We start from the raw sequence: 15,274 nt of genomic DNA on the forward strand, positions 1-15,274 counted from the left end.
TCAGGGCTAGGCTTATTTTTTAGGAATAATTTCAATTAAAGGTTTAGCCGACGCCCATGAAGCAGGTATTTCAAAAACCACTTTGAAAATCTGCGCATAAGTTTCGGCCACCGCCTGCTCTTTTTGAAAAAGTGCAGTATCAATCTTTTCGCTGCTCATTATTTTTAAGGACGTTTTAACGTTTAATGTCATGCCCGACAACTTCCAAGACTTCTCTAAAAAGGAGTCAGACGTGGCATCTGGGGCGTATACATAAAGCTCTAAACGCGTCGTTTGGGGGCCTGCCGAATATACCTTCATGGCAGTTTTACTGACTTGCACGTTGGTTTTTCCATCTCCGGGCACCAACAGCCAGCCTATATCGCCATCATCTGCTTTCCAATGAAGCGCGCCCGTTTTGATTTGCCCCCACACCCGTCGAATACCCCATACCCCGCCCATCATCCAATCCTTATGAATCATAGCAGTGACTTGTTTGAGGCTATCTCCCGTGTAATTATTGGGTACCGTTCGACTGATAAATCGGGAAGATGTGAATGTTTTTAGGGCGGCTAAATCTGCTTTTGGAATAGCTAGTCCAAGGTTAAAAATTGGCGCTAAATTGCTCATTTCACCGTATTTTGGACCATCCGTTGAGGGGGGCATTGGTGCTTGTTTTTCGTCATCAACGGCAATGGCAATCCAAATTCCCATGATGGAAAAATACTTGCGCATATCCATGCCGTAGCCTCTGAAATGAGGGCCGGGCATATTTTTGAGATTGGGATTATAAAAAGTCGCGGCTTCGTGCCAAAACTCAGCTTCGAGGGTTTGTCCCATTTGCTTTATCTCGGGCGAAAAAGCCAATTCCCGCCAGAAAGCAAGGGCAATTAGTGTGACTCCGTAGTAGGTCGGCGAGTTATATTCGCTGAAAGTTTTATGTGTTTGATAGAGCTTGAAAATATCCCGCGCTTTTTGTAACCCTGCCGTTCTTAATTCGTCTATTTTAAATTCAGTGCCGACATATTCCATCAGAAAAGCACTCATGATGGAAATATTGGTATAATCTGGAGCAACATTGCGTTTTAAGGCCCCACGAGCGGCATGAACCAAGCCTATTTCAATTTCTTTCTGAATTTCAGTCGGTAAAAGGTGACGGTATTTTTGGCGGATAATAATCAAATCACAACCAATAAACTCTCGCCAGTTTTGGTCAAACTTATCATCTTCGATAGAGGTTTTCCAGATTCCGTAGATTTTGGTATTCTCGTCGCGGTATTGATTTTTTAAAATCCAAGTCAGAATCTCCGCCGCCTTTTCCTTATCGCCCATAAAATTACGAAACAGAAGCGCCTCAGCCAGACGGGTTTTACTGCGCAGGCTGGTGCGATTGGTCAAAACATCAGCCACCTTTTTCCCCGTCGGGATTTCATTCACCAGAAAGTCTTCAAATAACTGTTTCTGATACGTTGACAGCGTTTCGTAGGTGTATTTGTTGAAAACAACAGCCTCATTTGTTGCTTTTAGTTGCCCGAATACCAACACGACACTCACAAAATAAATGACCCCTATACTGATTAATTTCTTGCTCATACTACTGCTCATTATTTTGTTTATGTTGTATACGGGCAACCATTTTCAACATCTCCAGGCGGAGGGGCAAAAGCAGTTCTCTCCCAATTATTTTTCAAAATCGGTTTCCAACAGCTGCTTTTCGTTAAAAATACCGCTTCCTTCGGGCTTTCTTTCTCTCATTTTTTTTACGTCCTCTACCGCAACCCCCTTCCCTTCTTTTGCAAAGGCATTCTGCGTAAATCTTATAATATCCACGATGTCTTGATCGCTGATGGCCTTATTATTGACAAGTGCGGGCATTTCGTTGTTCAATTTGTACAATTTCCCGCCGACCTGAATCGGCCCGCTGACACCATGCAGAATAATGGCCGCTAGGCGCTTCATGGAGCCGTCGATGTATTCAGAACCTTTGAGTGGCGGGGCTAAATCCTGAATTCCCTTGCCATCTGCCCCGTGACAGGTAGCACAAATGGTTCGGTACAGTTGCAGGCCTTTGGTTCGGTTATCCACGGCATTTTTTTCCTTGACAAAAATGGGGTTCATTTCTTTTTTCTGCCGGTTATTGAGGGCTGTAGACAAACTACTTTTCAGTAATGCATTGGGATTCATGGCATTGAGATAATATTCTTCCATCCCTTCAAGGCTGCTGACAATGGCCTCCTGATAGATTTTCTGAGCCGCATATTTTTTGTCAATTTCGGTAAGAATGGGCAAGAAAGCTGCCTCCGACAGTTTTAGCCAAGCATTCAACGACATAGACAAATAGAGGTCTATCACTTCATTGTTTTGCGCCAATAGCTGGTTACAGGTAGTTTTCATTTTAGCCACATTAGGCATGGAGGCAAAACGCTCCAAAAGACCTAAAGCATGGGCGATGGTTTCGGGCTGTTTTGATTGATTAACCACATCGCTCATAGTGGTAAAAGAAAGCACATTTAAGCCTTCTAGTACATACAGCGCGTGAATAGCCGTTGCAAACTCATTGCTGTTTTTGGTTAAATTAATCAGCTCTTTAACCACCGTAAGGTCTTTCTTTTGAATCAATAACTGTTGGGCGCGGTCGCGCAGCCAACCATTTGAATGACTGAGCAATGCCACCAATTCTTTAGTAGTCGCCTTTGTCAAGTCAGGAATTAAATGGGTTTTGACGGCTTTGCTCGTTATTTTCAAAATACGTCCTGCATTTTGTAAAGTATCCAATTTCTTGGAGGCCAACTGCTCGGTCAGGTATTGCGAAATATACGCCTTGTGCTGAATAATTCCCCGGTGCATATCAACCACATAGATGGCGCCGTCGGGTCCGTTAAACAAATTGACGGGACGGAAACCTTCATCGGTGGAAGTAAGAAACTCTTTCCCCTCAATAGCTTGGGAAGCGGTGGTTTGGGTATTTTTGAAGGTCAGGATGTTTCGTTTAATGAGGTTGACCTCGGGCACGCACACAAAAGCATTTTGGTTGTACGACGCAGGAAAAGCCCCTCCCCGATACACCAACGGTCCACAGGCCGCGGTCACGTCTTTAAGTAGTCCTTTTTCGTCCAAAACTCCTTTTTGATACCCCCGATTGACCGACGTTTGATGAATTGGGAATACCCTATTATTGGTGAGCCGTTGATTCTCGGCGGTGGTAGGTTTAAAGTACCGGTTACGAATTGCTTTGTTGGGCAAAACATAGTCACCCTGCAATTGCGTGCTGTTGTTGTTGTAATAAAGCCGTCCAAAATTGTCTTTGGTTATACCCCACTGCCCTCTATACGACGTCGGTTCTTTAATCCATTTTCCATTTTTAAGCTGGTACCTAAAATTGTAATTGGCGTTATAAATCCAATTGTCAATGTTCATCATGAGTCCGTTGGAGGAGTGCTCCACGTTGCCGCCTTCGGCGTATACAGGGTCAACCAAGGTTTTTTTGCCAGGTTTATCGTTTTTAATTTCTACAAACCACAGTTTTGGGCCATCAACGTACAGAAGTCCGCCATACACGTGAGCCAGCCCACGGGGCAAGATGAGTTTATCCAAAAAGACTTTGGAATGGTCGGTCACGCCATCTTTATTCCAGTCTTCTAAAATGGTAATTCTACCGTTGGGTACTTCTTCGCCAATGCCTTCTAGATTAGGCATATAGCCAATCATTTCTACCACCCACATTCGGCCTTTGTTGTCAAAGTCCATGCTCACGGGCGCTTTTAAAAATGGTTCGGAGGAGATAACTTTCAGTTCAAATCCATCTTCCACTTTATAGCCATCGACCGAAATTTTGGGCACATCAAAGGGGAGAATTCTGAAGCTTACCATAAAGATGGAAAGCATAAAGATTAAACAAAATGTAATCTTAAATTTAAGGGTGTTAATGGTGAATTTAGGGGTTTTCATTATTGCTCAACTGCTGGTTTTACTTCTTCAAATAAGGTCCTTTTTTATTCCAACCGATTTCTACTTTGGACAAATACCACGTTTTCCCTTTGTCATTATTGCCTTGAAAAAACAGATAATATCGTCCATCTTGGGCTTTAAAAATGTTGGGGTGCCCACTTTCACTTTCATTCCACGCGCCAGCCTCGCCGTTTTTGAGGAAAGGCTCTTCCGCTAAACGTTTCCAGTGAATGCCATCCTTACTGCGGGCAATGCCGATTTGCTGAGGTTCGTTATTATAGGCTCCCGCATAAAACATGTACAAATACTTGCCTTTTTGAATACAAGATGCGGCTTCAATGCATTTTTTCTCCCAGGTCAATTCGGGTTTTAGCATGGGCATATTGGGTACTTCGGTCCAGCTGTTACGGTCAAAATTGGATGTGATAGGTGCTACGGCTACGCCTTGTTGCTGAATTTTGTAATCGGGGTCCCTGGTAGCATAATACAAAAAATAGTTATTTTTATAAGCAATCACTTCTGCATCAATCGCCCTTCCACAACTCCAATCACTTATTTTCGGTCTGAAAATGGGGTTGGTCGCATCTCGTTCAAAATCTATGCCATTGGTAGATGAGGCATGACAAATAGCATCCAATTTACCATTGCCATAGGTTTGATAAAAAAGATGCAAAACCCCGTCTTTTACCAATGCTCCGGGCGCACAAATGCCTTTTTCTTCCACGGTTCCTTTTTGGCCCTTGATATTTCCTCTTTTATCCCAATGAATCAAGTCATTGCTGGTCGCAATACCAATGTACCATTCTTTGAATTGCTCACCTGGAACCGAATAATACATCCAATACTTTCCTTGAAAAAAAATCACGTAGGGGTCTTTGGCATACGGTCTGGTAGGAATATCCAAATCTCCGTAATACATTTCGGGTTTTTGAGCAAAAAGCATTTCTACTTTCACCATAAATAGAATGAAAAGCAAAATGTTTAAAAATACTCTTTTAATTACAGAATTATTAAAAACTTGGCTGGCATCAAAAAAAGGCACACGAAAAACGCGGATTTTCGCGGTTCGCCGTTGTGCGGGGCCGCACGTGCGGTAAAATCCGTGCAGGAATCCAGAATGTTTTCGGGATTTCATCCGTGTTCTAATGTTGTTGCTAAATTCCTTATAGCTTCGTTTATTGAATTTCATTTCTAATAAAAATATCATTTCTTTAGTTTACAGTCGAGACACAGCAACGGGAAATTACAATTTACCCACCTACTTAGGAAACATCCGCAACACCACTACGCCGTGGTGCCGAATATCGGTAATAAATGAACCGTTAAAGATACCCAACTCTTTTTGCCGCCAAACATCGCGCAGCCTAAACTTGCCTTTCATGCCCACATTTGCAAAATCAAAGGTAAACGATTTCGATGTTTCATCCCCCCAACGGAAGTAAGATTCGGGCGTTTTGCCAAAATCACCAACGTTAAACAAACCCACCGCATACGAGCCGTCTTCCAACGGCTTGAGCCAGATTTGAATACCATCTTTGTTCCAAACAAGCCGAGCCGACTTGCCCAGTGGGTCTTGGTCAATTTCAATGACTTCGTCGTTGGTCAACAAATTCAGCGTAAAAGCATCGAGCTGCTCAATAGGACAACCTATCAGCAATGGGGTTGCCAAAAGGCTGAATAAACTCACATGGCTGTACTGTTCGTCGGGTGTCAGGCGGGTGGGGTGCAGTTGTGTACCTGTGGTGACATTGCCAACAATCATCATGTCGGGGTCGTTCCAATGCCCCGGACCGCCGTAGGGTGCCCATTTGTCCAATGTAAAAGCCGACACAAAGAGGCTGTTCCAACTGTCGCGAATATCAGGCCCCGTACGGTAGCTGTTGGTCAGCCGTACCCAATCTTTGACGTGGGTAAAGGGGGCAGAATTGGAAATACTGTACAAAATATCGCGCCCCGATTGCCTCAACGCTACCGACATCCGCTCCGCTGATGGAACTTCGATTCGCCAATCGTATTTGAGGTAATCAATGCCCCATTCAGCAAATTGTTTGGCGTCATTGGTTTCAAAACGGTATTTGCCCACGTAGCGAAAAGCGCGCTTATTGGCGATGATAGAGTCAGTAATTTGGCCATTTTCAAAGTCAGAAGAGCCACCAATATAACCCGCATAACTCGTAATCATGGGTGTAGAATAGACGCCTACTTTTAGGCCCAAACCATGAATATAATCCACCATTTCCGTAAATTTCGGAAACTTATCATTCGGCTGAATGGCGTTAAATTTTCCGCCGCGTTTGCCCTGCCAAGCATCGTCAATGTTGATGTAAGTCCAACCGTGTTGGTTCAGTCCCATTTTCACCATGGCATCGGCGGAGGCAATTACTTTTTGTTGGTCGATGTTTCTAGCCCACGAATTCCAGCCGTTCCAGCCAATTGGGGGCGTGAGGGCAATTGTATCACCAATCTTTATTTTTAGTTCTTTGGTAGCTTCACCGAGGGCATTTTTTGCTTTAAGCGTCACGAGGTAGGTGCCACGCTGTGCTACTTTTCCCGTAATAATTCCCGTTTTGTCATCCAAAGAAAGGCCTTTCGGCAAGCCTTTGGCCGAGAAGCGCATGGGGCGTTCGCCTGTGGCGGCGATGGTGTACAGAAAAGGGTTGTTGGGCGTAGCGCCAAACACTTTGGCGGAGTTAATTTTAGGGAATTTTGCCGTGGGTGGGGTCAAAATATAGCGTTCATCGGTATTTGGAATGTTTTTAGGGAGGTGGTTGTCCAACATGACCAATCGGGCATCTGCCCAATTGGAATAGACTTTGGTTCGGCCCTCGTCATGGACTTTTACCAATAGGCCCAGCCGCTGTACACCCTCCAACTTAACTTTTACGGGTTTGGGGGCATCGCCCCACCGCATTTCTCCGCTGTCAAACAAGATTTTGCGGTCGGCAATTACGTAAAAAGTATGCGGCAAATCTTTATTCCCTTTGTCGTCAACGCCCACCAAAGCCGAAAACTCAATGGCTTTACCCTCCAGAAAGAACGCCAAAATACTCGTGGCGTTAACGCCTACTCCATGCTTAAAATACCGACCTTTAATGAGCATAGAATCCCCCGCTGCCGTGGTTTTGGGCAACACCGCTGGTATGCCTTCCGAAAAAGATTTGATGGGTAAATCATCGAGCCAGATGGCTTGTGTTTTTTGGGCAGGAAGAGACACTTGTACTCCACAACATATAAGTATTAACCAAATTACTCTGTGCATTTTTTCAATTCATTATATTTCACTATTCAACATTTCTCTAATTCCCAAGTTGGTGTATCGTACCCTGAATAGACCCCGTTAGAGGCTCGCCTTTGGTATTTTTGATTTTATAATCGATGGTGATTACATCCACTTTTTCTAAGTTTTCGATGCTCAAAATCAATCTTTTATCTATTGACTGCGATTTGCTTACTTTTAACATTTTGGGGTTATGACGTTCAGAGCCGTATTTTTTACTACGTAACAATTGCCAAGTTTTTACTTCAAAATTGGTCAAATCAGACGCAGAATTTTGGTCTATCTGGGTATCAAAATCAAGCACAATACTTTTTTCAAGTACTTTCATTTTGATAGGTACAGGAACGGTTTTACCCGTATAACGAATTCTGTACAGCCCTCCCCCACGCATCATCTGGTTGGTTCCCCATGCCGACATACCGCAAGCATACAGTTGACCATCGGTTGAATTAAACCGGCCACGCATTACCCCCGTCAGGAATTTGATACCGGGCAAATCAATCACTGCGCCTTGTTCTTGCCCATTTACGGTTTCGTTTAAAACATATTGAATCTTACCGTAGCCATACGAAAGGCTCAGAAGTCCACCATTCAACGCACCCCATTTGTTGCTTTCTACCCAAACCATTTCTGAAGGCGAGCGGTCGTATTTCATATCTACCCACACCAAAGGCTGTTCCATGGCGGCCCTTGATGAGTCTTTGGGTGGGTTATAGCCCCACATATTGCCATAAAACTTACCAATACCTTTCACCCAGTTTATTCGATTCATGGGGTTCCAATAGCCCTGTTGGTCGGTTACGATAAAACTGCCATCGGGATTGATACAAACGCCATTTGCCGCTCTGAAGCCTGTAGCAATAATATCGGTTTTTGAGCCGTCGGCACTTACTTTCAATAAAGTACCGTGTTGCGGAATAAGCGCCTCACGGGCGTGGCGGCCACTTTTGGCATAATAAAAATTACCTTGTTTGTCGGTTTGTAAACCCATCGCAAATTCATGGAAATGGTCGGTAACTTGGTGGTCATGATTGAAACTTTCGTAAAAATCAGTTTCCATATCGCCATTCAAATCTCTGAGCAATACGAGTTGGTCCCTACAGGTGACGTATATTTTTTCATTGACCACTTTTATTCCCAAAGGCTGAAAAAGCCCCGAGCCAATGCGCTGCCAAGTCAATGCGCCATCAGGATTGAGCAAGCCTTTAATTAACCAAACATCCCCGTCGGTGGCACATACCACGGCAGTATTGGCATCTTTAAAAAAGTCTATCCCGCTCAATTTCATTCGACAAGCCCAAGGATTCTCGAAAGGAGGGGTTAGTTGGTCAACGGCAAACGGACCGTCCTCTTTTCCTATAGTAGTAAAGGTTTTGAGCACTTCGTGATAATGCGCACGGCCAGTACCCAAGGTGTATTTTGTCAATGATTCTGGCTCTGGCAAATCCTTTTCAGAAAAACTAGAGGCTTTTTCGCTAATGGCCAAAGTGATTTTAACCCCTTCTTTGGCATTGACATTCATAAAAATCTGTCCATTTTCTTCTATCAGCGTTGCTCCTTTGCCCTGCAAACTCACCTTGGCGGAAGCAGCCGCCACTCGCATTTTCAACATTGAATTGGAGGGCGAGATATTGAGCGTTCTTGTAAAAACGGAGGGTTCGATAAACCCAAATTTCTCTAAAATGGCCGATTCGCCCACCGTGTATGAAATGATGATTTGGTCTTCGTAATGGTAAAGCCCTTTATAGTTTGCCCAAGATTTAGGCAATGGCCCAAAAGCCCTTCCGTCACGAGCCACAAAGCGAGGGTCGTCAAATTTCCCCGTTGTAGGATTAGCCCAGCCTGGGCTTACGGGAGTTTCAAAATGCAGTTTTCCGATGGTGCGGGGATAGGTTTCGTGCTTGTCGTTCAACAAGATAGCGTTCCAATCAATAAAACCTTCGCCCGTGTAGGCCCCCGCTACGCGCATGAGGTCATGGTCAAAAATCATCCACGCTTTTCCTTTAGAAACACCCCCTGCCCCTTTGTCTAGGCGAACTGCGATGCCTTTGTAAGCAAAATTATTTTTTGAGTAATCTTCATCTTTGAACGGTGAAGGGCCCGGCGAATGAAACCGTGGAATACCCGTTTTTTCGTCGGCCAATTCGTAGGTGTTTATCAAAAAATTACCGTAGTCCATGTCGGCCCATGGTTGATAAGGCTTTGATACAGGCCCTCTTGATTTTCCTTTGGGGAGCGAAGAAAGATATTCCAGCGTTACTTTCGGAAGGGTTACGGCTTTGTTTTTTGCAACAAATTCTTTTTGAATATAGTGAATGACGTCGTATTTTTCTTGGGGAGTTAGTGCCACTTGCGGTGGCATAGAACCATACCCTTTGGTCACAGTTTGATACATCGAGTAGGCATCGCCACCTGCTTTGAATGGCTCTGACCAAAACTTCAACGACATCGGAATTGAGCCTTCATTTTCTTCATTTCCATGACAATTGATGCATGTAGCATTGTAGATGCGCTCGCCCCGAACAAAGGCTTTATCATCAAAATCGCTAATAAAACCCGCATGGTCTAGGCCCTTTTCGGTAGTTGGCAGGTCTTTTGACGCAAGATTGTATGCGATATTATTACTCGTTTTACAATTGATAAGTATCAATAAAAGTACAAGCAAAAGATAGAAATGGCGCATATTCATCATCATACAGGTTATAAAGTAGACTGAGTAATTAACTAACCACAGCGAATGATTTTTAAGGTTTGAGATAGTCTATTGACTGGAGAAAAGCGTCTGCTTTCAAAATAGTTTCTGAAAGGAAAGGCTCTTTATTGAAAAAACCATGCCCTTGGTTTTCGAATAAAAAAAGGTCGCAACGACTTCCTACCTCTTCTATTTTTTTCTTGAATTTCTGGGCCGTTTCAACCGGAATCAGGTTGTCGTTGGTACCCAAAAAGAAAATGGTGGGCGGAAAACCTTTATTTATGTTGTGCATTGGCGAAAACTCCACATATCGTTCTCCGATTCGTTCAAAGCCATACCCATCTTTTCCATTGTCAATCACGGGATTAAACAAAACTAGGGCATTGGGTTTTGCGCTAATCGCTAGGTTATCGGTTGGTTCGTCGATAGATTCATTAGTAAAACAAGCCGCCGCCAAATGTCCCCCCGCCGAACCGCCCGAGCCAACGATTCGATTTGCGTCAATTCGGAGTTTTTGGGCATTTTTGCGCAAATACCGAATGGCCGATTTCGCATCTTTTAAACTTTCAAAAGGAGTTGTGTTGTGTCGCGTCTTTACCCGATAATCTACCAAAACCGCAATAAAATCCTTGGCCACGTAGTGCAAGGCGTGGGGCTCAAATTGTTTGGTTGTGCCCCCATTCCAACCACCTCCAAAGAAAAATACGATGGTTGGATAAGTTTTATCTATTTGGAAAGACGCTGGGTAATAAAGCTTTAAGCCCAATCTTAAAGAATCGATCTGCTTATAGGTTATATCAAAAACAGCGCTCTTTGCTTGTGAAAAACAATTCACAGAAAAGAGACTAAGTGTTAAGAAACAAACGAATGATTTAATAACGTTTGTAAACATTCTTTTTGATTGGTTTAAAGTTTTGATGCTAACCCTTCCTATAAAAACCTTGAGGAGAAAACTACGAGAGTTTAATCGTATGCCTAAAAGGCGTAAATCCCGTCAAATAGACCGTCGGAGCGTCCATCGCTGGCAGTGCTCCTCTCAATTGGATTCCTTTGTGTTCGGCTTTGCCAGGGCCAAAGTGGATGGTATCAGCATTGACCGTGTAAGAGGCAGATTCACCCGCCAATAGGTAAGCTGTTTCTTTTTTGGGATGTTTTGTAACCCCCGAAAACGTGCCCCCCGCCCTAAAAATCAACTCAAATGACACAGGTACGCCTTCTGTTCCAGTCATCTCAATGTCTATTTGTAGGCCGTTATTCGCTTCGCTAACTTTTACGATTGTTTCGAGTTTTTGAATTTCACTCTGCGGACGGTTTGCCCTCGGCATTTTGTCCCAATCTCCATCAGGCACAATTTGCTCTTTGGCAATCGGCTGATAATAAGGACCTTCTAGGGCATTTTGCATCACCCATGTGGTTCCTTCCTGCGTGATTTTGGCCGACTGAAACTGTCCTTTTCCGAAGAAAGAAGCCGCTACCCGCATGGCTTGCAATACGGCGTTACCTTTGTGAAACGTGAGCCAACTTGCGTTGTTGGACAAAATCGTGGCGTCCCAATTTTCACGACGAATCCGCACCAAACCCGAATACGGAAAGGCTTTGGCATAACTAGTAGGCAGGGGTTTGTCGGCAGGTAAAGCGCTCCAAAGGGTGGGGTCTTCCAGAAAATAATCCAGATAACCCGCTAATTGATTCTTCGTACTGGTTTGTTCAATGAGCCGACACATGGCGGCCATTTCGCCATTGTTGTCCAACAAAGCCATGTAGCGATAGCAGTAATAATACCGCGACATGTTGCCGATGGTGCCTTTATCTTGTCGGTTGGAGGCTTCAGTTACCACCTCCCCGTTGGGGTGGACGTAATAAAGCGTCATCATCAAATTTTTGCGCACTGGCTCTAGCAACTCAGGCTTATTGAGGCCTTTGGCGATGATAATCAACGACCGATTGACAATGGGCGAATAACTGTTGGTGCTTTTTTCGTTGTATTGACCGTCGGGGTCAATATCTATGTGCTCAGCCAACCATTGTTCGATACGACCCACGTAGCGCGGGTCGGGAAAAAGTTCATTTAATTTTGTTAGGGCCGCCGAGACCACCCAACGGTGATTTGGGGTATGAATACCGCCCACGGTGAGTGCTTCGCCCGCTCTTTTCAAAAATGTTTTTATCAATTCGAGCGACGGTTCAGCGCCTTTGACCTTTGACAGTTTCAAGTATTTATAGGCAGGAATCATATTTTCCAGAATAAAACCCGTATCGGGCGTCGAATGGAAATTGGTTTCCAAGAGGTCAATCGTTCCGTCGGAGTGCTGCATTTTCAGCAGGCACTGCGTTGCCGCTTCTACTTCTTTTACCAATTCTTTAGATTGATAAAAAGCAGATTCGGGACAAGACATTAACATACAGGCCGTGGCAATAAAAGCCGCCGTAGAATGAGGATTCGGAATCTCCATGTCATTCATGTAGCCACCAGCATATTTATGATTGGCATCGGTGACTTTCAGCGCCTTGTAGTTGGGGAAATTTTGGTCGTAAATTTTAATCCAATCGAGCAACCACGCAGGTTTGGGAGCGGTGTATTTATCAAAATGTTGAAATCCCAACAATGGCACAGCACAGAGCGTACTGACTCCTGTGGTCACAAAAGTTCTTCTATTCATTCGAAAAGGACGATTTAAAGGCTTAGTTTAAGGTATAAGATGGAAGGAAAAACGGTGTGTACTACTCTTTTGAACTTCCATTTTCCCATTGTCATTTTTAACAACTTTTATAGAATTTATTTGGCTCTTCTTCGAGCATAGCTTCGATTTTCTTTGCCGCCTTGGTGATAGAAAGTCCGCCCAAGTTGGTGCAACGCAAAGTATGGTGAATTTGATCGCCAACAGCTTTCATGGTTTCGATTACTTCATCTAAAGGAATAAGTTGCTCATAATCTGACAAAGCCATATTGGCACAAGAAACGGCGTTGGTAGCGGCCATTACGTTTCTACCCAAGCAAGGGGCTTCCACTCTGTTGCCGATGGGGTCGCAGATGATACCCAACGAGTTTTGTAAGGCCAAAGAGGCCGCTGCAATGGACTGCTTCAATGTACCACCCTTCAATCCCACTATGCCTGCCGCAGCCATGCCTCCGCCTGAGCCTGTTTCGGCCATACACCCGCCTACTTCCGCCGCAAAAGTGGCATGAGCCGCTATAAATACGCCAATCAAACCAGCAGAGAGCATGGCTTTTACGATTTCGTCCTCGTGCAAATCCATGGCATGGGCTGTCCCAAACAAAGCGCCAGGCAAAGCCCCACACGAGCCTGCAGTGGGTGCAGCCACGATGACCCCCATAGAACTTTTCACTTCCATCATGGCCGATACATACATGATAATTCTGTTGTTGGCATCGCCACCAACCAATTGTTTCGCCGCCAGTTTTTGTTGGAATTGCAAAGACTGACTCCCCAGTATCCTATCTTCATAATGCGTGCCTTTAAGCCCCAACTCTATTGCATTCCCCATGATGTGAATAATTTTACGCATTTTTTCAAACACATCTTCGGCAGAGATATTGCCCCGTGCAGCCTCATAATCAATGGCTAATTCCCACAATGATTTATTTTTGTCTTCGTTGTAGGCGAGCATTTCATGGCAAGTAATAAAAGGCACTTGAAGGTTGTGTCTGGACATTACAGGCAGTACCGGCTTCAAGCATTTTATGAACAGAACGCTATCCATTGCATTCAACTCATCACAAATAATCCTGTCAAGGGGGGCTTGAGATTTGATTTCAACAAAACTAATTTCCCCTTGGTGAAATGCTATTGAATCATAAGCAATGGAGGCTTTCAAAAAAGAGATAATTTCATCTGATTTGGTACAATAAACAAGGGTTTCAAAATAATCGCCTGCCATAGCCACCCCAACACCATCAATTTCAATGACTTCAATCATGCCACCACCCGTAGAGATAGCCGTTAGGTTACGGGTTTCTTTATCGTTTTTGAGTCTGATTTTATAGGTATTTGGGTGATCTGCTTTGATATCACATATTTTAATCTCCACATTGATTCCCGCAGCAGTGAGGTATTTTTCAGATTCTGGCAACCGTTCATCATAGGCTTCCCAACCTAAAAATCCGCCAAACAAGCCCATGTCGGAGCCTTGACTTTTGTGTGTGGTTGCCAATGAGCCGTTGGGGTCAAATTCAATCAAAATGTTTTTGATGTTTTCGTCCATTAGATCACGGCATAGCCGAGCTATCCGCAAAGATGCCGCACAATGCGAACTCGACGGGCCTCTCATCACAGGGCCAATTACATCATTGAAAATACTTGGATATGTGCTCATTTTATCTCGCTGTTATGATTCGGATATGATATTGACAAGACTTTTGGGGTAAGTTTTGAACAAGAAGATACACACATAAGAAATGTGTAAATTGGGTTTTCCTACTTTACATTTGTTGAAATGTTCTAAAGGAATAAAATGAGTTCTACTTTTGACATAATAATCTACGACATGATACCATTCATCTGGCTTTCGTTGGCAATACTAACCATTTGGTTCAGCACCGCGCTTTTTAAGGATTTTACAAAACATAAAAACAACCTTGAAAATATCAGTTGGATAAAAACGGGGCTAATTGGGTTTGTGGTCAATTTTTTTGATGTTTTGGGTATTGGCGCTTTTGCTCCGCAAACAGCTTTGTTGAAATTTACCAAACAAACAGAAGACCGTGTTTTGCCGGGCACACTCAACGTAGCCAATACAGTACCTGTGCTTATCCAAGCCCTTATTTTCATAACGGTTATTGAAGTAGAACCCACTACCCTAATATTGATGTTGCTCTCGGCAGCAGCGGGGGCAATATTGGGGGCGGGTCTAGTGTCAAGAATGTCTGAAAAGAGAATTCGCATTGTAATGGGCTTTGCTTTATTGATTACGGCTGGATTTATGTTTGCGGGAAAGATGCAATGGATTCAAGGAGGCGGCACAGCCATTGGCCTCAGCGGAATTAAACTGACCATTGCGGTGACCGTTAATTTCCTTTTGGGCGCATTGATGACCGCGGGTATCGGTCTCTACGCCCCATGTATGGCGATGGTCTTTGCCTTGGGGTTATCGCCTCAAGTTGCCTTTCCAATCATGATGGGTTCTTGTGCTTTTTTGATGCCTCCTGCTTCTATCCAATTTATTAGGAAAGGTGCCTATAATCGAAAAGCGGCCGTGGCGATGGCAATTCCTGGTATAATAGCGGTGTTGATTGCCGCCTTGATTGTTAAATCTTTGCCCTTAGATACGCTCCGTTGGTTGGTCATTTTGGTTATTGTTTATACTTCTGTGGTCATGATTAGGTCGGCATATTCAAAATAATATATCGTCTTATTCTT

General features: G+C 44.0%; 9 protein-coding genes. 1 reads left to right on the forward strand and 8 read right to left on the reverse strand.

The annotated features are described in order from the left end of the window. Positions 1-12: 12 nt before the first annotated feature. The 8 genes from GVN20_RS07110 to GVN20_RS07145 form a co-directional block, all read right to left on the reverse strand. Positions 13-1,572, reverse strand: coding sequence for a hypothetical protein (locus GVN20_RS07110; protein ID WP_166557663.1), 1,560 nt, complete (start codon positions 1,570-1,572; stop codon positions 13-15). A gap of 87 nt (positions 1,573-1,659) precedes the next feature. Beyond that, positions 1,660-3,864, reverse strand: coding sequence for a c-type cytochrome (locus GVN20_RS07115; protein WP_229598995.1), 2,205 nt, complete (start codon positions 3,862-3,864; stop codon positions 1,660-1,662). An 82-nt stretch (positions 3,865-3,946) separates the two neighbouring features. Beyond that, the gene (locus tag GVN20_RS07120) at positions 3,947-4,903 is read right to left on the reverse strand and encodes a family 43 glycosylhydrolase (RefSeq protein ID WP_229598996.1); all 957 of its coding nucleotides are present in this window, start codon (positions 4,901-4,903) and stop codon (positions 3,947-3,949) included. Positions 4,904-5,185: 282 nt separating this feature from the next. Further along, on the reverse strand, positions 5,186-7,141 hold the full coding sequence (locus GVN20_RS07125; protein ID WP_409033836.1) for an NPCBM/NEW2 domain-containing protein: 1,956 nt from the start codon (positions 7,139-7,141) through the stop codon (positions 5,186-5,188). 82 nt (positions 7,142-7,223) lie between these two features. Continuing rightward, entirely contained in the window at positions 7,224-9,887 is a 2,664-nt protein-coding gene (locus tag GVN20_RS07130) for a DUF6797 domain-containing protein (protein WP_206023216.1), read from the reverse strand. Between the two features lie 61 nt (positions 9,888-9,948). Beyond that, positions 9,949-10,662: an alpha/beta hydrolase gene (locus tag GVN20_RS07135; protein ID WP_206023217.1), complete on the reverse strand. Its 714-nt coding sequence runs from the start codon at positions 10,660-10,662 to the stop codon at positions 9,949-9,951. 187 nt (positions 10,663-10,849) lie between these two features. Then, positions 10,850-12,556 (reverse strand): hypothetical protein, encoded by a 1,707-nt coding sequence (locus GVN20_RS07140; RefSeq protein ID WP_166557667.1) that lies wholly within the window; start codon positions 12,554-12,556, stop codon positions 10,850-10,852. Between the two features lie 97 nt (positions 12,557-12,653). Beyond that, complete coding sequence (locus GVN20_RS07145; protein ID WP_166557668.1) at positions 12,654-14,231, reverse strand: L-serine ammonia-lyase, iron-sulfur-dependent, subunit alpha; 1,578 nt, start codon at positions 14,229-14,231, stop codon at positions 12,654-12,656. Between the two features lie 171 nt (positions 14,232-14,402). Here GVN20_RS07145 and GVN20_RS07150 point away from each other — a divergent pair, with 171 nt between their 5' ends. After that, complete coding sequence (locus GVN20_RS07150; RefSeq protein ID WP_166557669.1) at positions 14,403-15,257, forward strand: sulfite exporter TauE/SafE family protein; 855 nt, start codon at positions 14,403-14,405, stop codon at positions 15,255-15,257. Positions 15,258-15,274: the final 17 nt, after the last annotated feature.

The organism is Runella sp. CRIBMP (assembly GCF_009905605.1).
GTDB lineage: Bacteria > Bacteroidota > Bacteroidia > Cytophagales > Spirosomataceae > Runella.